This window comes from Halomicroarcula saliterrae (genome assembly GCF_031624395.1).
Taxonomy (GTDB): Archaea; Halobacteriota; Halobacteria; order Halobacteriales; family Haloarculaceae; genus Haloarcula; species Haloarcula saliterrae.
The window spans coordinates 243,386-263,112 of sequence record NZ_JAMQON010000003.1 but is presented as its reverse complement, the minus strand read 5'-3'; the positions used below and the strand labels follow the sequence as shown (position 1 = coordinate 263,112).

The 19,727-nt window shown below is 65.5% G+C and carries 20 protein-coding genes; 9 read left to right on the top strand and 11 right to left on the bottom strand.

Annotated features, from left to right (window positions below; all coding sequences use genetic code 11):
* Nucleotides 1-49 precede the first annotated feature (49 nt).
* Nucleotides 50-736 carry a DUF8071 domain-containing protein gene (locus NDI56_RS12630; RefSeq protein WP_310919897.1) on the top strand — a complete coding sequence of 229 codons (687 nt, stop codon included), beginning with the start codon at nt 50-52 and terminating at the stop codon, nt 734-736.
* A gap of 101 nt (nt 737-837) precedes the next feature.
* On the opposite strand, the gene NDI56_RS12625 is transcribed toward NDI56_RS12630, so the two are convergent.
* Nucleotides 838-1,317, bottom strand: a complete 480-nt coding sequence (locus NDI56_RS12625; protein WP_310919896.1) for a cupin domain-containing protein — start codon at nt 1,315-1,317, stop codon at nt 838-840.
* 124 nt (nt 1,318-1,441) lie between these two features.
* Here NDI56_RS12625 and serB point away from each other — a divergent pair, with 124 nt between their 5' ends.
* Nucleotides 1,442-2,074, top strand: coding sequence for a phosphoserine phosphatase SerB (serB, locus tag NDI56_RS12620; protein WP_310919895.1), 633 nt, complete (start codon nt 1,442-1,444; stop codon nt 2,072-2,074).
* Nucleotides 2,075-2,082: 8 nt separating this feature from the next.
* On the opposite strand, the gene NDI56_RS12615 is transcribed toward serB, so the two are convergent.
* The 5 genes from NDI56_RS12615 to NDI56_RS12595 all read right to left on the bottom strand — a co-directional run bounded on the left by NDI56_RS12615 (nt 2,083) and on the right by NDI56_RS12595 (nt 6,881).
* Nucleotides 2,083-2,535 (bottom strand): type II toxin-antitoxin system VapC family toxin, encoded by a 453-nt coding sequence (locus NDI56_RS12615; RefSeq protein WP_310919894.1) that lies wholly within the window; start codon nt 2,533-2,535, stop codon nt 2,083-2,085.
* A complete protein-coding gene (locus NDI56_RS12610; RefSeq protein WP_310919893.1) occupies nt 2,536-2,796 on the bottom strand; it encodes an AbrB/MazE/SpoVT family DNA-binding domain-containing protein in 261 nt (86 codons plus the stop codon). It lies immediately after the preceding gene.
* A gap of 110 nt (nt 2,797-2,906) precedes the next feature.
* Nucleotides 2,907-4,199: an O-acetylhomoserine aminocarboxypropyltransferase/cysteine synthase family protein gene (locus NDI56_RS12605; RefSeq protein WP_310919892.1), complete on the bottom strand. Its 1,293-nt coding sequence runs from the start codon at nt 4,197-4,199 to the stop codon at nt 2,907-2,909.
* 134 nt (nt 4,200-4,333) lie between these two features.
* Entirely contained in the window at nt 4,334-5,026 is a 693-nt protein-coding gene (locus NDI56_RS12600; RefSeq protein WP_310919891.1) for a hypothetical protein, read from the bottom strand.
* Between the two features lie 286 nt (nt 5,027-5,312).
* On the bottom strand, nt 5,313-6,881 hold the full coding sequence (locus NDI56_RS12595) for a DNA-directed DNA polymerase II small subunit (protein ID WP_310919890.1): 1,569 nt from the start codon (nt 6,879-6,881) through the stop codon (nt 5,313-5,315).
* A 97-nt stretch (nt 6,882-6,978) separates the two neighbouring features.
* Here NDI56_RS12595 and NDI56_RS12590 point away from each other — a divergent pair, with 97 nt between their 5' ends.
* Nucleotides 6,979-7,623, top strand: a complete 645-nt coding sequence (locus NDI56_RS12590) for a S26 family signal peptidase (RefSeq protein ID WP_310919889.1) — start codon at nt 6,979-6,981, stop codon at nt 7,621-7,623.
* 46 nt (nt 7,624-7,669) lie between these two features.
* Entirely contained in the window at nt 7,670-8,299 is a 630-nt protein-coding gene (locus NDI56_RS12585) for a S26 family signal peptidase (RefSeq protein WP_417936016.1), read from the top strand.
* Nucleotides 8,300-8,353: 54 nt separating this feature from the next.
* On the opposite strand, the gene NDI56_RS12580 is transcribed toward NDI56_RS12585, so the two are convergent.
* Complete coding sequence (locus tag NDI56_RS12580; RefSeq protein WP_310919888.1) at nt 8,354-9,901, bottom strand: Cdc6/Cdc18 family protein; 1,548 nt, start codon at nt 9,899-9,901, stop codon at nt 8,354-8,356.
* Between the two features lie 1,233 nt (nt 9,902-11,134).
* Here NDI56_RS12580 and NDI56_RS12575 point away from each other — a divergent pair.
* From NDI56_RS12575 to NDI56_RS12560, 4 genes are all read left to right on the top strand, one after another.
* Nucleotides 11,135-11,776 (top strand): Era-like GTP-binding protein, encoded by a 642-nt coding sequence (locus NDI56_RS12575; protein WP_310919887.1) that lies wholly within the window; start codon nt 11,135-11,137, stop codon nt 11,774-11,776.
* A 6-nt stretch (nt 11,777-11,782) separates the two neighbouring features.
* The gene (locus NDI56_RS12570) at nt 11,783-12,166 is read left to right on the top strand and encodes a DUF2073 domain-containing protein (protein ID WP_220588297.1); all 384 of its coding nucleotides are present in this window, start codon (nt 11,783-11,785) and stop codon (nt 12,164-12,166) included.
* Nucleotides 12,166-12,804 (top strand): OapC/ArvC family zinc-ribbon domain-containing protein, encoded by a 639-nt coding sequence (locus NDI56_RS12565; RefSeq protein ID WP_310919886.1) that lies wholly within the window; start codon nt 12,166-12,168, stop codon nt 12,802-12,804. Before NDI56_RS12570 ends, NDI56_RS12565 begins: the two co-directional genes overlap by 1 nt.
* 192 nt (nt 12,805-12,996) lie before the next feature.
* Nucleotides 12,997-14,121: a COG1361 family protein gene (locus tag NDI56_RS12560; protein ID WP_310919885.1), complete on the top strand. Its 1,125-nt coding sequence runs from the start codon at nt 12,997-12,999 to the stop codon at nt 14,119-14,121.
* A 20-nt stretch (nt 14,122-14,141) separates the two neighbouring features.
* Here the strand turns inward: NDI56_RS12560 and mdh are convergent, their stop codons facing one another.
* Nucleotides 14,142-15,056: a malate dehydrogenase gene (gene mdh, locus NDI56_RS12555; protein ID WP_310919884.1), complete on the bottom strand. Its 915-nt coding sequence runs from the start codon at nt 15,054-15,056 to the stop codon at nt 14,142-14,144.
* Between the two features lie 171 nt (nt 15,057-15,227).
* Between mdh and NDI56_RS12550 the strand changes: the two genes are divergently transcribed.
* Nucleotides 15,228-16,007, top strand: a complete 780-nt coding sequence (locus NDI56_RS12550) for an Sjogren's syndrome/scleroderma autoantigen 1 family protein (RefSeq protein ID WP_310919883.1) — start codon at nt 15,228-15,230, stop codon at nt 16,005-16,007.
* A 1-nt stretch (nt 16,008) separates the two neighbouring features.
* On the opposite strand, the gene NDI56_RS12545 is transcribed toward NDI56_RS12550, so the two are convergent.
* The 3 genes from NDI56_RS12545 to NDI56_RS12535 form a co-directional block, all read right to left on the bottom strand.
* Nucleotides 16,009-16,536 carry a redoxin domain-containing protein gene (locus NDI56_RS12545; protein WP_310919882.1) on the bottom strand — a complete coding sequence of 176 codons (528 nt, stop codon included), beginning with the start codon at nt 16,534-16,536 and terminating at the stop codon, nt 16,009-16,011.
* 88 nt (nt 16,537-16,624) lie between these two features.
* Nucleotides 16,625-19,060 (bottom strand): DEAD/DEAH box helicase, encoded by a 2,436-nt coding sequence (locus NDI56_RS12540; protein WP_310919881.1) that lies wholly within the window; start codon nt 19,058-19,060, stop codon nt 16,625-16,627.
* A 76-nt stretch (nt 19,061-19,136) separates the two neighbouring features.
* Complete coding sequence (locus NDI56_RS12535) at nt 19,137-19,727, bottom strand: dolichol kinase (protein WP_310919880.1); 591 nt, start codon at nt 19,725-19,727, stop codon at nt 19,137-19,139.

Here is a 19,727-nt window from a genome sequence, read left to right as displayed (position 1 = left end):
GAAACAGCGACAAAAGTTAATGCGTCGATACCTGCATGTTTCGGACGAGATGCGCCCTCAATGGTCCTCCCTCCGTGATAGGCTCACAACCGCCATCGCCCTCGGTCTCGCGGTCGTCTCGTGGACCGCCGCGGCGGCCCGCGACGCGTCCGTGTGGGCGTTGAAGGCAGCCCGCGATGTCACGGCCCGGTTAGCGTCGAACGCAGAAACCGGACTCCGCGAGAGCCGTCGCCTGCTCGACGGGCCGGTCCGGACCCTTCTCCTCGGCCGCCGTGCGGTCGTCTCCGTGCTGGCGGGACTGCTCGCAGCGCCGCTGGCACTCGGGTCGGCGTGGTGGGTCGACACCAACGTCGGCTACGACACCCTCACGGAACTCGTGGCCGGGACGTGGTACGGGACGAACCCCGAGCTCGGTGTCTTCCTCGCCGCCGCTGTTCTCGTCGGCCTCGGTGCCGTGAGTGCGGGCCTGAACTCCGGTCTCGTCCCGACGAGCGCGCTGGTCGTCGCGCCCATCTTCGGCGCGGCGCTCACGCGCTACGGCACCACTGCCCCGGCGTACGGCGGCGGGACCGCCGTCGTCTCGCTGCCCGAGGCCGTGGCGTCGGCCGCGTACGTCGGCCTCGTCTTGGGCGTCCCGATAGCCGTCGGTGGCTTCCTGCTCGGGACCGCGCTCCGTCGAATCGGCGTCGTCGTCACCGACATCGGCGGGCCGTCCCGGCCAGCCGAGCAAGCCTGAGTCGACCGCCCGGCAGCGGTCACCTCGACGCCCTGCTCCGGGTGGTGTACAGCGCTCCTGGAGTGGCTGCCGACGCCGCCGACAGCCACGTGAACCGCGGCTCAGAAACCCGGGTCCATCTCCGCGCCACAGTCCGGACACCGGAGGACCGGCCCGTCCGCCCCGGCGGCCAGCGCCAGCACGTCGCTGTCGCACTCCGGACAGGGCTGTGCGAGCCGTCCCTCGGTCGTCTCTCTCGGCGCGCCGAGCGCCAGCGCGACGACCTGTTCGTCGCTCTCGTTGCGCCCCTGCTGGTAGTCGCCGGGCGCGAACCGAATCGCCTCGTGTGGCCCGACCTGGACCGTCTCGCTCTCTCCGGCCGGCTCCGAACGGAACTCGAACGTCGCCGTGCCGTCGACGACGTAGAACAGCTCTTCCTGGTCGAGATGGGCGTGGAGTCCCGGGGAGAACGCCTCACCGGGTTCCAGAACGTACCGGTTTATCGCCACGTCGGTCGCCCCGAGCGGGTCGGCGAGTCCGCGTCGGTCGACGTCACTGCCCATCGCGTGCGGTTCGACGTCTTCGGCGGAGACTAGCTCCATACGGGGCCGAGTTCGGCTCGCTGGCATATAAGGGTGGGAGCCGGGGTGGTCGGTCGACGGAGCCCGACGCCGAGACGGCCCGAAACCGGATAGTTTGAAACCCCCGCCGCGTTATCACCGGGCAATGCTAGTCGCGTTCGACTTCGACGGCACCCTCTCCGACTCGGAGATGACCGTGCTGCTGGGCAACCAGAACGGCACCGCGCAGGACATGGCCGACATCACCGAGCGGGCGATGAACAACGAAATCGAGTACGCCGAGAGCCTCCGCCAGCGCTGTGAGCTCCTGGCCGAGCTGCCCGACGAGCAGGCTCAGGCGGCCTTCGACGAGGTCGAACTGCGCCCCGGCGCGGCCGAGGTCATCGCGGCGCTGCGCGATGCCGGCGTCTACGTCGCCATCCTGACCGGCGGGTTCGACCGCGGGGTCGAAGCTGCACTCGAAAAGGAGGGGGTCGAGGTCGACGCCATCGTCGCCAACCGCCTGCCCGTCGTCGACGGGAAACTGACGGGGAACGTCCGCGGCCCGCTCATCGAGGGGACCAAAGACGACGCGCTGGAGGTGGCGACGGCTATCGTCGGCGAGGACCGCGACGACACTATCGCCGTCGGTGACGGCGCCAACGACCTCCCCATGCTGGAGGTCGCCGGGCTGGCCATCGGGTTCGAGCCGAAACCGGCCGTCGAGCCCGCGTGTGACGTGACCGTCTCGACGATGGCCGAGCTACACGAGCTGCTGGAAGACCGCGGCGTGCTATAGCTGTATACTTAGGTCGACACGGAGTGGAACCGCGAGAGTACCTCGTCGGGAACCGGATTAGTGTACTCGAAGGGTTCGTCCGCACACAGCCGCTCGAAATCCGTGTCAGTCGTTAGCAACACGTCGGCTTCGGCATGACGGGCGAGCGAAACGTAAAAACAGTCGTAGACATCGTGGTCCTTCTGGGAGCTGATTTCGTAGGCGTCGAGGACGACTTCAGGACCGACATCGACTGTTTCCATGGGATACTGGAGTAGTGAACTGACGGCATTTCTGGCGTCGACGGTGTCGAACCCCATGTCCTCCAACACCCACTGTACGCGTAGCGGTAAGTATCCGAACATAAGGAGCGTCCGGTCGCCCTGAAGTGTCGGCACGAGTTCCTCAGCGATGTAGTGATGGCCAGGATGGTCATCGACCAGTTGTATCGACAGAGCGTTGAGATCCGGGAGTACGCGCATCTATCGCCCACCGAACGTCCCTTCGCCTGCGTCACGGAACGTCTCCGGCCCCCAGTCCTCATCCGATTTGCCGGATGACAGCGTCCGGAGTTCAGGGAGCTCACGCACGAGTCTAATATCGGTCCCATCTCGGACGACTGTGAACGTAGTCCCGGCGTCAAGGTGCATCTCGTCGCGGAGTTTCTTGGGGATAGTCAGCCTCCCTCGGTCGTTGATTTCTGCATTACCGTACTCCTCACCGGAGTCTTCAGTCGAACTCATTGAATCACCATTATTTGTTCTGATTGTTCCTATCAGTATAAATCTTGGTGATTGTTGACTTCGATATCTGCACAGCTAATCGATGTCGCTGAACAGCCAGCAGACAGCGATTACGTCGACTGCCCGATAGCCTGGTCGAGATCGGCGATGATGTCGTCGACGGCCTCTGTACCGACGGAGAGACGCACCATGTCGTCGGTGACGCCGGCGGCGGCCTGCTCCTCGTCGGTGAGCTGCTGGTGAGTAGTCGAGGCGGGGTGGATGATGAGCGTCTTCGCGTCGCCGACGTTCGCGAGCAGTGAGGCGATTTCGGTCGACTCGACGGTGCTGCGGGCGGCGTCGTAGCCCGCTTCCAGCCCGAACGTTATCATGCCGCCGTAGCCGCCGTCGAGATACTCGCTCGCGGCCTCGTGGGTCTCGTGGTCCGAGAGGCCGGGGTAGGTGACCCAAGAGACGTCGCTGTGGTCGGAGAGGAACTCCGCGACGGCCATCGCGTTGTCGCAGTGGCGGTCCATCCGCGCCGGCAGGCTTTCGAGCCCCTGCATCGTCTGCCAGGCGTCGAAGGGGGACTGCTGGCAACCGAGGTCACGCAGGCCGCGGGCGATGGCGGCGTAGGTGAACGCGGCGTCGCCGAAGCGCTCCTGGAAGTTCACGCCGTGGTAGGCGGGGTTGTCGCCGGCGATTTCGGGGTATTTCTCGCTGTACTCGTCCCACGGGAACGAGCCGCCGTCGACGAGGACGCCGCCGACGGTGGTGCCGTGGCCGTGAATCCACTTCGTCGTGGAGTTCCAGACGAGGTCCGCGCCGTGTTCGATGGGGTTGCAGAGATACGGCGTCGCGAAGGTGTTGTCTACGAAGAAGGGGGCACCGTGGTCGTGGGCGATGTCGGCCAGTCGCTGGAGGTCCGGCGTCACCAGCGCGGGGTTGCCGATCGTCTCACAGTGGACGTAGGCCGTGTCCTCGTCGATAGCGTCGGCGTAGGCGTCGTAGTCCAGCGTGTCGACGAAGCGCGTCTCGACGCCGTTTCGCGGTGCGGTGTGGGTGTAGTAGGTGTAGGTGCCCCCGTACAGCGAGGAGGCGGTGACGACGTTGTCGCCCACGTCCGCGAGCAGGAACGTCGCCAGATTCAGGGAGGCCATCCCCGACGCGGTGGCGACGGCACCCACCCCGCCTTCGAGTGCGGCGAGCCGTTCCTGTAGTTGGCCGACGGTGGGGTTCATCAGCCGGGAGTAGATGTGGCCCGGCTTCTCCAGGGCGAACTGGGCGGCGGCGTCCTCGGCGTCCTCGAAGACGTAGGAGGTGGTCTGATAGATGGGCGGGGCTCGCGCTCGGGCTTCGCTGTCCGGTTCTTCCTGGCCGACGTGCAAGGCGTCTGTCTCGAATCCGCGGTCGTCGTCGCTCATACAGTGGAATACTGGACGTGAGCCGACTTAATTCCCCACCGAGTGGCCGACGGCGGATTTGTCGACGAGTCGTGACACACGAACGGAAGCGCTGCGGTACCGGCAGCCGACGCAGGTCTCGCAGCGGGACCGCCTCAGAACATTTCGGCGCGCTCTATCTCCTGGTCCAGCCGTCTGCGGAGCCACCAGTACTGGTAGGCCCGGTACACTGCGGCGAAGAACGCGGCGACGGTAATCAGGAACAGAGCGGTCTCGAGAAGCTTGAGCGGGAGCGACTGAGGAACGAAGACACAGACGGTCGCGAGCACTGCCGGTAACCACGAGCCGACAAACAGCCAGAACGACTCCCGAAAGCTACAGCGACAGCGCCGATAGAGCCGTCTGGGTTCTTTCAGCAAATCGAGACCGTCCGCCAGTGTGTCACCGTCGTTCAGGTCTATCCACTCCGGAAGGGAGCTCGTCCCGTCGTCAAGCAGCCCGCCGATTACCCACCGCGCCGTCGCGTCAGACGGCGGATTCCAGAGTGCGAACCCCTCGTCTCGCTTGGTGTCGCGCCGAATCGGCATCTCGCCGGTCCGCTGTGTCGTGGCCTCAGTCTGGACGCCACCGTCGGCCTGAACGAACGACGTCAGCGGACTGTGGGCCTCGATTACCTCCCAGCGGTGTCGCTGGAGCCGGCGTGCGGCGTCGTAGTATCGCTCACGCGGGTGGGTCAGCAACCTGACGAAGATGGTCCCGATGGCGCCAATCAACGCGACGATAAACGGTAGCATCGTCGTCAGACTCGAACCACCACCGGTGATAGTCGAAGGCACTGTCTGCAGCATACAGGCCTATACCCGGCCCCCCGATGTACTAAACTGAGTTGACATTATTCGATAGGCCATTAATGTATTTACAGGTATATAGTATTTTTGCCGCCATTGTTAGCAAGGTATGGAACTTACAGAGCTATTTGCTAGAAGTATATAATTTGCCGGCAGTTATCTAGTTTGAATCGGATAATCGATTGTGAAAATATATACCAGTGAGTCTATGTTCTTCGCGGGCAGATTCGGTGCGGTCGCCAGACGGTCACGGACACGTTCAGGTCAGCGGACGATAGAGCCGATATCAGGCGAACTTCCGGACCGTCATATCGAGCGTGTCGAGGTCGAGAATCGGCGCGTATCCGGAATCGGGGTCGATGTTGACGGACTTCTGGAACTCCGTCTGGGCCTGCCAGCAGCCCGAGTTCAGCGCCAGCACGTTGTGGTACTTCCCCCAGCCCAGCTTGTGGACGTGGCCGGTGTGGAACACGTCGGGGACCTCCTCCATCACCAGGTAGTCGCGGTCTTCGGGTGCGAGCCGGGTGTGGCCGCCGTACTGGGGCGCGACGTGGCGCTTCTTGAGGAGCTGGTACATCGCCTTGTGGGGCTCCTCGTAGCTCGCCTCCTCGTCGGGGAGCTCTGCGATGACCTCGTCCAGCGAGACGCCGTGGTACATGAGGACGGTGACACCCTCCACCGTCACGAGAGCGGGGTTCGAGTGGACCTGGGCGTCGTGGGCCGACATGATATCGCGGAGTTCCTCGTCGAAGCCGGGCTGGGGCTCGGCCAGTCGGACGGCGTCGTGGTTCCCCGGAATCATCCGAATCTCCATGTCGCCGGGGACCTCCTTCAGATACTCCGAGAACCGCTCGTACTGGTCGTAGATATCGATAATGTCCAGCTCCTTGTCCTGCTCGGGGTAGATGCCGACGCCCTCGACCATGTCGCCGGCGATGAGGAGGTACTCGACGTGTTCGGCCTCGGGGGTGTGGAGCCAGTCGGTAAAGCGGTGCCAGGCGTCGGCCATGAACTCCTGGCTGCCGACGTGGACGTCCGAGATGAGCGCCGCCTGCACGTGGCGGTCGGCCGTCGAGGGCTTGTGGGTCCGTGGCACGTCGGGGAAGTGCAGCGAGTCCACGAAGAGGATGCCGGCGTCGTCGGCGAGCGTCCCGTCGACGGCGATGACCTCGTCGAGCAGCAGCTGTTGCACGAGGTCGGCGATCGGGCGGTCCTTCATGACGAGACACGGGAAGGTCCCGTTGGTGTCTTCGAGTTCGACCAGCCAGTGGCCACTGGCCGTAGAGCGGATGTCCGAGACCATGCCGATGAGCGCGGCCTCGCTCCCCCCGGCCATGTTCTGGATGGCGTCCGTCGGGCGGTGGTTGACCCGGCCCCGGAGCTTGCTTGCGAGCTTCTCGTACCGGTCCCGGAACACCTGGACGAAATCGGTGTACTCCCCGGTGCCGGTCGAGTCGCCGGTCATGTCGTTGGCGACCTCGATGGCCCGCTCGGAAATATCAACGTCTCTAGACCCCTTCGTTTCAACTGGAGCGAGGGTTCCCCTGTCTGTCGACTCCGGTTCCGGCGTTCCAGTCGAAACAGAGGGGTCTTGCGTGTCGGGTGTGTCGGCCGCTGTCTCGCTGTCGGTCCCGGGCGTCGCCGTCGCGGCGGCCCGCGATTCCGACCGGTCGAGGACCGAATCGACGTGGTCGGCGGTGAGTTTCAGCGCGTCGTCGGGCATCGTTTCCAGTGCGCGGTCGAGCGCCGCGGCCGAGGACGGCGCACCGGCCAGTCGCGTCACTGCCTCCGGTTCGGCGTTGTACCCTCGGCTGGCCAGTTCGCTAACGATGCGGGCCGGCGTCGAGAGTGGCACACTATCTCTCTGCGCGTCGGCCCGCAAAAGCATAGCGGAGCCGACGCATCGACATGACATAAGTTTGAAAAGCCGGGCACGCCCAGGCCATCGTAGTATGGGAACCGACCGAGCGGTTGTCGGGTCATCCGGTCCGGAGGACGACGAGACTGGGGCGAACGACGGGGCAGGCGAAACGCAGGCCCGGAATCGCGCCATCAGGGAGGTCGTCACCATCGTCGCGAGCGTCCTCGTCCTCGGCGTGTCGGTCGTCGCTATCAGCGGCGTCTGGCCCCCCCTGATGGCCATCGAGAGCGGGAGCATGGAGCCACACATCGACACCGGCGATATGGTGTACGTCGTGGCGGAAGACCGGTTCCCGGGCCCCGGGGCCCGACACGGCGTCGTGACCGCGGCGGCCGCAGAGGAGTCCGGCTACGACCGGTTCGGACAGCCCGGAGACGTCATCCTGTACGAACCCAACGGGAACGACGACCGGACACCTATCATCCACCGGGCGATGTTCTACGTCGAAAGCGGGGAGAACTGGTACGACCGGACGGACCCCGACGCGGTCGGCGGCGCTGAGAGCTGCGTCGAGCTGACACACTGCCCGGCACCGCACGACGGGTTCGTCACCAGAGGCGATGCGAACGGGAAGTACGACCAGGTGCGACCGACGGAGAGCACGGTCGTCCGGCCCCGCTGGGTCATCGGCACCGCCGAAGCTCGGGTGCCGGAACTCGGGTGGCTCCGGTTGTAATCACAACGGAACGTTGATTGCTCGCCTCCCGGTATCCACGATAGGAATGTCCGGTGACGACGGGCCGCCTTCGAGCGACGGGGAGCCACCACAGATCGTGCAGTACGGCATGGACATCGTCGGCAGCGCCGGCGCCGTCATCCTCGTCGGCCTCTTGCTGTTTACCGTAAGCGGCGTCTGGCCGCCGCTGGTAGCCATCGAGAGCCCGAGTATGGACCCCCACATCGAGAAAGGCGACCTCGTGTTCGTGATGGAAGAAGAGCGGTTCGCGGGCGAAAACGCCAGACGGGGCGTCGTGACCGCGGCGGCCGCAGAGGAGTCCGGGTACGTCCGCTTCGAGCAGCCCGGGGACGTCATCGTCTACGAACCGGACGGCGACACCCGGCGGACGCCTATCATCCACCGGGCGATGTTCTACGTCGAGAACGGCACGAACTGGTACAATCGGGCCGACCCCGACCACATCGGTGGGGCCGACAACTGCGGCGAACTGGCCAACTGTCCGGTCGAGAACGGTGGCGGGTTCATCACCAAGGGCGACAACAACAACCAGTACGACCAGGTCGGCGACAGCCCGATCAGCGAGCCGGTCAAACCGCGCTGGGTCATCGGCACCGCCGAGTACCGCGTCCCGCTGCTGGGCGAGATACGACTGAGCTGGAATCGGGCCGCGTGACCCGCCTCGGCCCGCTCCGCCCGTAGAACGTGACGATGGCGGTCGCGGGCTCCCTCAGTTGTCGAAGCGGGCCTGCACGAACGGCTGGACGTCGTCGATGTCGCCGAGTCGGGAATCGGAGAGAAGCACCGCCTCGGTCTCCTCGGTCGGGACCGACAGGGAGATCTCCTTCGTCCGGCCGTACCGACCCTTCGAGACGACGACGGCGTTGACGATGCCCAGCATGTCCAGTTCCGAGATGAGGTCGGTGACGCGGCGCTGGGTCAACACGTCGGCGTCTATCTCCGCACAGAGGTTCTTGTAGATGTTGAACACCTCGCCGGTGTTGATGTTGTGGACGCCGTTTTTCTCCAGCAGGATGATGGCAAAGAGGACGATTTTCGACTGCGTGGGCAGGGTGCGGACTACCTCGACCACGCGGTCCAGTTCGATTTTCTCCTGGGCCTGACGGACGTGGTCCTCCTCGACCTGGTCGATCTGGTCGCGCTCGGCGAGTTCACCGGCCGTTCGCAGGAGGTCCAGCGCCCGGCGGGCGTCCCCGTGTTCCTGTGCGGCGAAGGCCGCACACAGCGGGATAACGTCCTCCGTGAGAGCGCTACCCTTGAACGCCACGTCGGCGCGGGCTTGGAGGATGTCCCTGAGCTGATTGGCGTCGTAGGGCGGGAAGACGATCTCCTCCTCGCCGAGACTGGACTTGACGCGCGGGTCCAGGAAGTCGGTGAACTTCAGGTCGTTCGAGATGCCCATGATAGAGACCCGCGAGTTCTCCAGTTCGGAGTTCATCCGGGAGAGGTTGTAGAGGGTGTCGTCGCCCGATTTCTCGACCAGCTTGTCGATTTCGTCGAGCATGATGACGACGACCCGCTCGTGGTAGTCGACGGCGTCGAAAAAGGAGCTGTAGACCCGGTCGGTCGGCCAGCCGGTCATCGGGACTTCCTCGAACTCGTCTTTGTCCTCGGCGAGTTCGTCGATGGCGTCTTCGAGGGCGTCGAGGGTATCGTAGTCGCTCTCTCCGAGGACGGTCGCGTCCTCGCGTGCGCGAGACTGCAGGTCCTCGAGCGCCGCGATCTGCTCGTCGATGACGTCGAGGTTCTTGTTGATGAACTTGTTCGCGAGCTGGGCCAGCACGCGGTACTGGGTGTCGGTCACCTCGCAGTTGATGTACTCGACCTCGCAGGGGACCTCGTACTTCTGGGAGGTCGTCTCCAGTTCCTCGCTGACGAACTTCGCGCTCGCCGTCTTGCCCGTCCCCGTCTTCCCGTAGATGAGGATGTTCGAGGGCGTATCCCCGCGTAGCGCGGTGACGAGGATGGTCGCCATGTTGTTTATCTGCTCCTCGCGGTGGGGAAGCTTGTGTGGCGTGTAGGACGGACGCAACACCTCCTTGTTCTCGAAGATGGGTTCCCCTTCCAGCAGATCGTCGAAGAGGCCCCGAGAGGCCTCGTCGGAGGAGTCGCCCGTGCCGGTGTCGAGATTGTCGAGAACGACGTCGTCCAGATCCGGCGTCGATTTGTCGTCGGTCGAGCCGATAGCTGTCGAGCGACCGGCGTCGTCGTCCACCGAATCGATAGCCGTCTCCGGGTCGTCGTTTGAATCAGTCATTCTCGGAAACCTAACCCCCCCATTTCGAGTGGAGTGGAGCGTGCGTACCGCTAGATCGGACGTGAGGAGCGTGTTTCGACCACCGTTGGCGGGTCGCCACACGCACAGGTGCGTCCAGTTGAACCACATGAACCCGTGGCTGAATAGATATTAAATATTTCGGTCGAAGTGGGGGTTTCGCTCGACGTGAAGAGGGGGTGAGAGTCCCGGGAGACCCCACTGTAAGGAGGACAACGGCACGGTAGAGCTCCCGAGACGGTACGCGGACGCTACTGCTGTGTTTCGGTTCGAGTCGGCGGAAGCGTGCCACTGCAGGCGAACTGGAGGAGGGTCGGCACAGTCGGGGTTCGAGTTCGACCGGTTCCGAGCGGTGCAGTAGGGAGTGGATACCCCGGTCCAGCGGCTATCGTGAGAGCGTGACCCACGATATCCACTAGACCCCCCCACCCCTTCGTTTCGGGTGGAACGGAGAAGAAGGGTGGGTGGGGGGTCAGACGAGACGGAAAGGTTGCGCTAGTCTAGCGAAGATTTAAATATGATACCATACAACCAAACCCGTACCAGAGAGAAAAGAAAAACGAGACAGGTTCTGCAGTGCTAGACTAGAGGTAGCGTCAGTTTCGACCGCTGATTCCCTAGTCTAGCTCGCGACGCCATACCTCACACATCCCCTTCGACAGCCGTTTCCCGGGGCACCCTCCCGGGCCCCTTCCCCGTTCCACCTGAAACGAAGGGGTGGGGGGCATCCCAGTATCGTCCGGTCACGTTCAGTGCCGTTCGTCCGGGTTCACCACTGCTCTGGACTCTCGTCTCGACCGGACGGTGCTGTTGCAAGCGCGCTCGCGGCCCCCTGTTTCCCGTCCGACGGAGTCTGGGGACTCGGAGTGGTCGGTCACTAGTCCCCTCCCCCCTTGGATTCGGGTCGACGGACTGGACACGATATCTATCCCGACTCGAATCTGACGTGCCGGCTTCTTGCTCGGCGACGCGCCTTCGAGCACACGAGCTCGTCGGCAGTTACGTACCAGTTATATGATTCCACGTGCCATCTCGCCCTCACTTTCGCTTGGAACTGGCGCGCGTAGCGACCCTGACGGCCCGGCCGACGACCTCCCTGTCCGGAACAATTATGTAAAAATTATGCTATTTGTCTGACGTAGCCTTAAGTGAATTCCCGCATCTGTTGGAGGTAGAAGCCGCCATACCGGCACGTCCGGGCGGCGGGAGGATAGGATGGGACTGCTTACAAACCTCAAAGATAGCATTTCGAGGGCGGCGGCGTCGCTGTTCTCGGAAGAAGACCCGAAGCGTATCGGCATCTACGGACCGCCCAACGCGGGCAAGACGACGCTCGCGAACCGTATCGCACGCGACTGGACCGGCGACGCCGTCGGCCCGGAGAGTCACGTGCCCCACGAGACGCGGCGCGCCCGCAGGAAAGAGAACGTCGAAATCGAGCGAGACGGCAAGAAGGTGACTATCGATATCGTCGACACGCCCGGCGTGACGACGAAGGTCGACTACACCGAGTTCCTCGAACACGACATGGAGAAAGACGACGCCGTTCGTCGCTCCCGCGAAGCCACCGAAGGCGTCGCGGAGGCGATGCACTGGCTCCGCGAGGACGTCGACGGCGTCATCTACGTGCTGGACTCCTCGACCGACCCCTTTACCCAGGTGAACACGATGCTCATCGGCATCATCGAGAGCCAGGACCTCCCGGTCCTGATTCTCGCGAACAAGATCGACCTGGAGGACTCGTCGGTCCAGCGAATCCGAAACGCCTACCCACAGCACGAGACCATCCCGCTCTCCGCACTGGAGGGCGACAACATGGACGAGGTCTACGACAAAATCGCGGAGTACTTCGGGTGAACTAGCATGGCAGAAGTGAAAGACCCAAGCGACGGTGTGCAGATCGACCTCATCAGCGGGGAGCGCATGGACGGGCTGACCTCCATGGAGAAGATCCGGCTGATACTCGACGGTGTCCGGGACGGCAACATCGTCATCCTGGAAGAGGGGCTCTCCCCCGACGAGGAGTCCCGGCTCATCGAGGTCACGATGACCGAGATCAGCCCCGACGAGTTCAACGGCATCGAGATAGAGACCTACCCGAAATCGGAGGCCGCCGACGCGAGTCTCCTCGACCGCATCATGGGCAAGGAGTCGACGAAGAAGCTCACCGTCATCGGGCCGGCCAACCAGATAGAGACACTCCACAAGGACAAGAACCTCATCAGCGCGCTGGTCTCCCGGAAATAATGCCACATCAGTGCACGAACTGCGGCCGCGGGTTCGACGACGGCTCCAAGGAGATGCTCTCGGGCTGTCCGAACTGTGGCGGCAACAAATTCCAGTTCCAGCCCGCGGACACCTCGAGCCCGCCGGACCCCGAGGCCGAGCCCCCCGAGCCGCCCGAACCCCCGGGCGCCAACAGCACCGTCGCGAAGACGGTCGGCAAGACGGCGGCGACAGTTCGGGATATCGTCGGCGGGAGCGACAAGCCCAGCGTGGGCGCCGAGCCCGACGACGCGGTGGGCGCCGGGCCGACCGACACGGTCAGTGCCGGCCCGACCGATACCGAGGACGCCGCGCAGGCGAGCGCCCGCGGGGAGGTCGTCTCGCCGGACGAACTGCCCGACCACACGGGCGAGGGCGACCACCAGTTCCAGCCGGTCGGGACCGAGGCGGAAGCGACGACAGCGGACGACTCCGGCGACCGGCCGGACCTCCAGGAGCTCCGCGAGGAACTCAACAACCAGTTCGAGTCCATCAAAGTGCTCGAACCCGGTCAGTACGAACTGAACCTGATGGAGCTGTACGACCGCGAGGAGTACATCGTCGCCCTGCAGGAGGACGGCCGGTACTCCATCCAGGTCCCCGAGACGATTCGGGAGTAGCCGACGCGCCGGCCTCCGTTTCTCACTGCTCGCCCGGCGACGCCACAGCGACCAGCGTAGGCGGTCACGTGTACCCGGTTTCCGACGTATTATCGGTTGGTTCGGGATAAAATTAAGCCTACCCTGAATATTAATACCCGACAGACTGTCTGATTCGCCTATGCGTAGCTTCGCCGAGCGAGAGGGGAGCTGATGGCCCGAGTCCGAACTGCGCTGGTGTCGTTCGTCGTCGCCACGGTGCTTGCGGTGCCCGTGATGGCGGCCCCGGCGGACACGTCGATATCCGGACCGCAGGAGGTCCGTGCCGGCGACACGGTCACGTACACGTTCACCGTAACGAACACCGGCGACGAGATGAGCGGCTACGTGCTGGACGTCACCCTGCCCGACAGCTGGACGGTGACCGACCGGGACGACGACGGCGACAACTGGCGGGAAGACGGTACCCAGTGGGTCTGGCTCTCCGTCCAGCCGGCGGAGAGCAAAGACCCCTCGCTCACCGTCTCCGTGCCGAGCGACGCGAGCGCCGACAGTGAGGAGATCACCGCTTCGGTCTCCGATGCCGACGGCGTGCAGGCGACCACGACCGAACAGGTGACCATCAGTGGCGGTGACGACACCGGCGACGGCTCGGACGATGGGACGACCGGCGACGGCTCGGACGACACCACCGGAACGCCCGACGATGGGGCCGCCGGGACGACCGACGACTCCGACGCCGGCGGGAACGAGTCAGCGTCGGCGACCGGGACGGTCGAAACGTCGGTCACCACGAGCGGGCAGACGGCCGTCCTGACGGTCGAAAACGCAACGGCCGGCCAGCGGCTCTCGACCGGGCCGGTCGGTATCGGCGCCGACGGTTACGAGATACGGAACGTCTCGGCGAGCGTGCCCACAGACGGCGACTACGCGCTCCGCCTGAACCACACCGCGGGCGTCGACAGCAGGGGTCGGACAGCTATCGGCGGGCTCGCAGTGACCGATTCGGCTAACGCCTCGGTGAGCCAGTCCGTCTCGATGCAGGTGGCTGTGGCCCGGTCGGCCGTCCGCCGGAAGTCGCTCGGCCCGGTGTTCGAGATAACGACTACCAGCGGGGCGCCCGTCGAGGCCACCCGAGTCCGGACGACAGAGAACGCCCTCGTCTACGACATCACGTTGACACCGGACACCACGCTCTCGTTTGTCACGCGAGCGCCGCTGCGCCAGTCGGACGTCGGCGTCGACTGGGCCAGCCCCGACGGCACGCTCGTCGCCCTCGTCGCGAGTCTCATCGGGACAGCCCGCTATCGCCGACGCACCGAGACCGAGGAAGAGTGAGCGGCGGCCGGTGACCCCTCTCAGGCGATTTTCCCGTACTGCTCTTCGAGCTTCTCGGCGGCCTCGGCCATCAGCTCCCGTTCGTAGTCGTCGAGGTCCCACTCGACGATCTCTTCGACGCCGTCGCTTCCCAGCCGGACCGGGACGCCGAAGGCGGTGTCCTCGTGGCCGAACTCGCCGTCGAGCTTGACCGACGCCGGCAGCACCGCGCCGGTGTCGCGGAGGACGGCTTCGACCATGTGGGCGACACCGCGGGCCGGCCCCCACTCGGTCGCGCCCTTGCGCTCGATGACGTCCATCGCGGACGCCTGGAGGTCGCCGAGGATCTCCTCGCGCTCGTCGGCCGAGAAGTCGGGGTCGCGGCCGTCGACGCGGACCTTCGAGAACACGGGCACCTGTGCGTCCCCGTGTTCGCCCAGAATGGTCGCCTCGACGTTCGTCGTCGGGGCGTCGAACCGCTCCGCGAGGACGTAGCGAAAGCGCGCCGAGTCCAGCCGACCGCCAAAGCCGATGACCTGCTCGCGGGGCCGGTCGCCCGCCTCGTAGAGGTGGCGGTTGAGCAGGTCTACGGGGTTCGAGGTGGTCAGCGAGACGTAGTCGTCGTTGTGCTCGTCCAGCGAGGACTGGATGTCCTCCATGATGGGGGCGTTGTCGCCCGCCAGGTCGATGCGGGTCTGGCCCGGCTGGCGCGGGATGCCCGCCGTGATGACGACGACGTCGGAGCCGGCCGTCGCCGCGTAGTCGCCCTGTCGAACCGTCGTGTTCGAGTCGTAGGCGATGCCGTGGTTCGTGTCCGCGGCTTGCCCGATGGTGTCTGCCTCCTTATCGGGGATGTCGACGAAGACGACTTCGTCGGCGATATCGCGGAGGGCGATGTTGTACCCCGCAGCGGCACCGACGGTTCCGGCCGCACCGACAATGCTTACCTTTGTCATACCGGGTAGGAGTCGTGACCGAGAGGAGGTAAACGCTTCTTTTTCGGCCGTGGCGAGTCCCTCACCCGAAACGTACCAGTCGGGTTCGGTACCCGCCCCACTCCGCTCGCGGACAGCGGCGTGCGGACTGCGCCCGCAACGCATAATCCGCTCGCACGTCTCCACCCGTACATGAGCGACTTCGACAAGGAAGCCGAGCGCGAGAAATTGCGCGAGAAGTACGGGCAAGAGGAGGAAAAGCGCAAAGCGACCGAGCAGATGAGCGAGTTGCTGTTGAAGGGCGCGACGATGACCAACGCCCACTGCACGGACTGTGGCGACCCCATCTTCCGGTACGACGGTCAGGAGTTCTGCCCGACCTGTCAGAAACCGGTCGCCCGCGACCAGAGCGCTGGCGACGGGGACGCGGACGACCGGGGCGACCACATCGAGGTGGCCGACCCGAGCGACGACGCCACGGTCCAGTTCGGTGACGGAGCGGCTGCTGACGCGGCTACCGAGGACGCGGCCGATGCACAGGCCGACTCCACCGAATCCGAGCCGACACCGGCGGCCGACGCGCAGACCGACCCCGCCGAAACCGAACCGAAACCGGCGGCTGACAAGCAGACTGAGCCAGCCGAAACCGAACCGACACCGGCGACCGACCCCACCCGGACGATTCCCTCCGGGGACCCCGGTCGAACGCAACCGTCGGGCGACGGCGCTCGCGACCGGGCCGAGACGCCGTCGGAACCGACGACCGACCGGCGACCCGCTCCCGAGTCGCCACGGGGCGGGCACGCCGGGGAGTCGGTGACCGCGGAGCTGTCGGCGGCGGAGTCACTGCTCGCGGAGACGGTCCATCGGTTCGCACAGCGCGCTGCCGACACCGACGACCCGAGAACGGCTCGCGAACACCTCTCGGCGGCCCGCGAGGCCGCCGAGGCGCTCGACGCGGTGCGGTTCTGACCTAGCTGTCCGCCGGCGCGTTCGTGGACGGCACCTCGCTCCCTACCGCTCGGTTGCGGTCCACGAACTCCAGCACCGAATCGACAAGTGGCACGTCGAGCGTCGCCTCGGTCTCGGTCGAATCGACCCGTAGCGTTCCGTCGGCAGCGGTACAGAGCACGAACGCCGGTAGCCCGTCGACCGCTCGCTGGAGCGGTCCGAAGGCCCCGAACTCGTCCGGTCCGTCGGCGTCCGCCGCCGGGTCGGCGAGCAGCGGGAACGGCAGGTCGTACTGCCGGTCCCACACCCGGGCCCGCTCCCGGATGTCGGGCAGGACGGGGACGACGGTCGTCGACCGCGCCCGGAACTCCTCGCAGTTCTCGGCCAGCGTCCGGACGAGTTCCCGCGACCGCGAGCAGTAGTGACTGCCCAGCAGCACCACGAGCAGACACTCCCCGCCGGCAGCGAGGCTCGCGGACTGTACCGTGTCGCTCCCCTGACCCACGTTCGGGAGCTCGAAATCGAGTCGGCGACTCTCGTGTTCGTTCACAGGCTGACCCCCTGCATGGGACTGTACCCCACTCGCAAATGAAACTTCCCTTCGGTTCATTGCCGTTTCCGACCGCAGTATTGACAATTCAGGGCTCGTACTCGCTGCCGACGACGGACCGAATCCGTTCGGCGGTCACGTCGCCGATGCCCTCGACCTCGAGTAACTCCTCGTGGGGCGCGGTCATCACCGCCTCGACGCTACCAAAGTGGGCGAGCAGGCTGCGGGCCGTCACGGGGCCGACCTCGGCGACCGAGGCGACCACGTACTCCTGTTGCTCGGCGACGGTCTTGGACTGTTTCTCGCCGTGGACGCTCACCTCCCGGTCGCCGTCGTCCTGTTCGCGAGTCGCGATAGTTTCGAGCAGGTCGGCGGTCTCGTCCTCCCCGTCGGTCCGTAACACGCTCGCGCCGAAGTCGACCGCGAGCGAGGCCAGCGCGCCGTTGATGGCTTTCGCGTGGACGTTGCGCTCCCCGTAGAGGTCGCCGCCCTCGATGACGACGACCGGCCGGGCGTAGTTGCGAGTGGCGTCGCCCACCTGCTCGAACATCGAGCGGTCACCGCCGGTGAGCGTATCCAGGAAGTCAGAGACGGTCTTGCGTTCGACGACGACGCGGTCCGAGAGGACGTAGTCGCCGACCGCGAGCGTCTCCAGGCGCGTCTCGACGCCGTCACGGGTCGAGAGGTCCCGCGCGATGGTCGAGTCGAGTTCGCGCTGGTCGGCGACGATTTCGACGCCGTCCCCGTCGCTTTCGGGTTTGGCGACGACGTCGTCCCCGTCGCTGTCTCTCCCTTCCTCGTCAGCCCCGTCGCCGGGTTCGCCGTCCCCGGCGGCCATGTCCTCCCCGGCGAAAGCGTCCAGACCGGCCTGTCCGTCCTCGGCACTCCCACCGCCGTTGGCGGCTGTCGCTCCCGACTCACCGGGCGTCGACCCACTCCCCTCGTAGTCGTCCAGCCCGGTCTGGTCCAACTCCGCGGAGATCTCGCCGGCGACGCTCTTGAGCTCGTCCAGTTCGTTTTGCATCCGCTTCTGGTCGTTGCGGGCCTTCCAGAAGTACGCCTCGTCGCGGGTGTCTTCGGCCAGCAGGACGACGACGCGGCCCTCTGCCTGGCGGCCAGTCCGGCCCTTGCGCTGGATGGCCCGAATCGCAGTCGGGACGGGCTCGTAGAACAGCACGAGGTCGACCTCCGGCACGTCGAGACCCTCCTCGGCGACGGAGGTCGAGACCAGCACCTCGAACTCCCCGCTGCGGAACCGTTCGAGTGTCTCCTGCTGTTCGGTCTGGGTCATCCCCTCGCTGCCGTCGGTGTCGCTCTGCCCGACGAACTTCTGGGTCGTGAAGTGGTTCGAGAGGAAATCGACGAGCGTCTCGGCGGTGTCGCGCGATTCGGTGAAGACGATGACGCGCTCGCCGTTCTCGATGCCGAGCGTCTCGGCGAGCAACATCCGGGTCTGGCGGAACTTCGGGTGGAGGTCGTCGTACGCGTCCGCCTTCCGCATCGCTTCGCGGATTTTGGGCTCGCTGACGAGGCGCTGGTCCGCCTTCGAGGCGCCGGAGGAGCGGGCCGCTTCCTTCAGCCGCTCGAAGTACCGCCGCAGGGACTCGACGCTCTGGGTCTCGACGTAGGTCACGGCGGTCCGGAGCTTGCGGATCTCGGCGAGCAGGCTCATCCCCTGATACCCCTCGCTCTGGTCGTTGTTCATCAGCTTCCGGAGCTCCGCCTGCATCCCCTGAATCTCCCGCTCGGAGAGGTCCGGCGAGGACTTGTTCGTCACGCCCAGCTCCTTGAGCTGTTCGAGGCGGTCGGCGACGACCTCGTTGATGGCGTCGCGTATCTCGACGACCACCTCGGGGAGCTCGATGCGCTTCCAGTCCACGTCGGTGTCGTGGGTGTACTCGGCCACGTCGGCGTCGTCCTCGGTCATCACCGCCACCTCCGAGAGCCCGAGGTTCTCGCACACCCCCAGGATGGCCTCCTCGTCGTCGCCGGGGGAGGCGCTCATCGCGGTCACGAGCGGGTCCGTGGCGTCGGCGTGGTAGCGGTCCGCGATGTAGTTGTACGCGTAGTCACCGGTCGCGCGGTGACACTCGTCGAATGTGCAGTGTGTCACGTCGGCGAGGTCGATGCGGTTGCCCACGAGGTCGTTCTCGACGACCTGTGGGGTCGCTATGACTATCGTCGCGTCCTCGAAGAGGGCGGCCCGGTCGTCGGGTCGGACCTCGCCGGTGAAGACGACGACCTCGTCGTCCGGAATCGTGAGCGCCTCGCGGTAGAACTCGGCGTGTTGCTGGACCAGCGGCTTCGTCGGCGCGAGCAGCAGCGATTTCCCGCCCACCTCGTGGAGCCGCCGCGCAGTCACCAGCAGCGAGACGGTCGTCTTGCCCAGCCCGGTCGGGAGACAGACGAGCGCGTGGTCCCGGCCCGCGGTGTCGGCGAGTTCGACCTGGTACCGACGGTTCTGGAGGAACCCGTCGGTGACCAGCGGATGCTCGAGATGCTCGCCGTCAGCGGTGGTCGCCATTGGCGTATCGGTTGTCCCTGCCGGGGGTTAAGGGTTCAGGTAGCGTGGCGGAAGTAGAACCCGTCGGCCTGTTCGGCTACACGGCGGCTATTACGACGACGCCGACCCACATCGCGACGGCGCCAAGCACCGGAATCGAGAGGTTGTCGTCGATGACGTAGCCGGCGATGGTCGGTTTGACGCCGTCGGCGAAGGTGGCCGCGACACCGCCAAGCACCGCCGCTCGCGTCGGGACGAACGGGGCGGCAAGCAGCGTACAGACGCCGAACATCACGAGCAACACCCACAGCTGTTTGACGTTGCTGGCCTCGCTGGACCCCAGCAGGCCGCTTATGGGGTCCCCGATGGCGAGCATCAGCATCGCCGGGACGGCGATGTCGGTCGACAGCCCGACGCTGACCGCGCCGGCCACCGCCGCCATACCGACGATGTACAGGGCGTAGCCCGCCGGGTTCTCCTGTTCGTACTCGCGGGTGAGCCGCTCGTAGATGGCCCAGTCGAGTCCGACCGACAGGCGCAGAAACTCCAGAACGACGACGGCGACCAGCGCGACCGCGAGAAACAGCTGGACGACCCGCCAGCTCACGAGGTCGCCACCCAGCAGGTAGGCGAGTGGCACCGCTGCGCCCGTCACGTGAACGAGCCGTCTCGCGACCTCGTCGGTCAT

Coding starts and splice junctions, on each gene's coding strand:
- NDI56_RS12630 (WP_310919897.1), top strand. CDS start 50: ATGCGCCCTCAATGGTCCTCCCTCCGTGATAGGCTCACAACCGCCATC.
- NDI56_RS12625 (WP_310919896.1), bottom strand. CDS start 1,317: ATGGAGCTAGTCTCCGCCGAAGACGTCGAACCGCACGCGATGGGCAGT.
- serB (WP_310919895.1), top strand. CDS start 1,442: ATGCTAGTCGCGTTCGACTTCGACGGCACCCTCTCCGACTCGGAGATG.
- NDI56_RS12615 (WP_310919894.1), bottom strand. CDS start 2,535: ATGCGCGTACTCCCGGATCTCAACGCTCTGTCGATACAACTGGTCGAT.
- NDI56_RS12610 (WP_310919893.1), bottom strand. CDS start 2,796: ATGAGTTCGACTGAAGACTCCGGTGAGGAGTACGGTAATGCAGAAATC.
- NDI56_RS12605 (WP_310919892.1), bottom strand. CDS start 4,199: ATGAGCGACGACGACCGCGGATTCGAGACAGACGCCTTGCACGTCGGC.
- NDI56_RS12600 (WP_310919891.1), bottom strand. CDS start 5,026: ATGCTGCAGACAGTGCCTTCGACTATCACCGGTGGTGGTTCGAGTCTG.
- NDI56_RS12590 (WP_310919889.1), top strand. CDS start 6,979: ATGGGAACCGACCGAGCGGTTGTCGGGTCATCCGGTCCGGAGGACGAC.
- NDI56_RS12585 (WP_417936016.1), top strand. CDS start 7,670: ATGTCCGGTGACGACGGGCCGCCTTCGAGCGACGGGGAGCCACCACAG.
- NDI56_RS12580 (WP_310919888.1), bottom strand. CDS start 9,901: ATGACTGATTCAAACGACGACCCGGAGACGGCTATCGATTCGGTGGAC.
- NDI56_RS12575 (WP_310919887.1), top strand. CDS start 11,135: ATGGGACTGCTTACAAACCTCAAAGATAGCATTTCGAGGGCGGCGGCG.
- NDI56_RS12570 (WP_220588297.1), top strand. CDS start 11,783: ATGGCAGAAGTGAAAGACCCAAGCGACGGTGTGCAGATCGACCTCATC.
- NDI56_RS12565 (WP_310919886.1), top strand. CDS start 12,166: ATGCCACATCAGTGCACGAACTGCGGCCGCGGGTTCGACGACGGCTCC.
- NDI56_RS12560 (WP_310919885.1), top strand. CDS start 12,997: ATGGCCCGAGTCCGAACTGCGCTGGTGTCGTTCGTCGTCGCCACGGTG.
- mdh (WP_310919884.1), bottom strand. CDS start 15,056: ATGACAAAGGTAAGCATTGTCGGTGCGGCCGGAACCGTCGGTGCCGCT.
- NDI56_RS12550 (WP_310919883.1), top strand. CDS start 15,228: ATGAGCGACTTCGACAAGGAAGCCGAGCGCGAGAAATTGCGCGAGAAG.
- NDI56_RS12540 (WP_310919881.1), bottom strand. CDS start 19,060: ATGGCGACCACCGCTGACGGCGAGCATCTCGAGCATCCGCTGGTCACC.
- NDI56_RS12535 (WP_310919880.1), bottom strand. CDS start 19,727: ATGACCGACGAGGTCGCGAGACGGCTCGTTCACGTGACGGGCGCAGCG.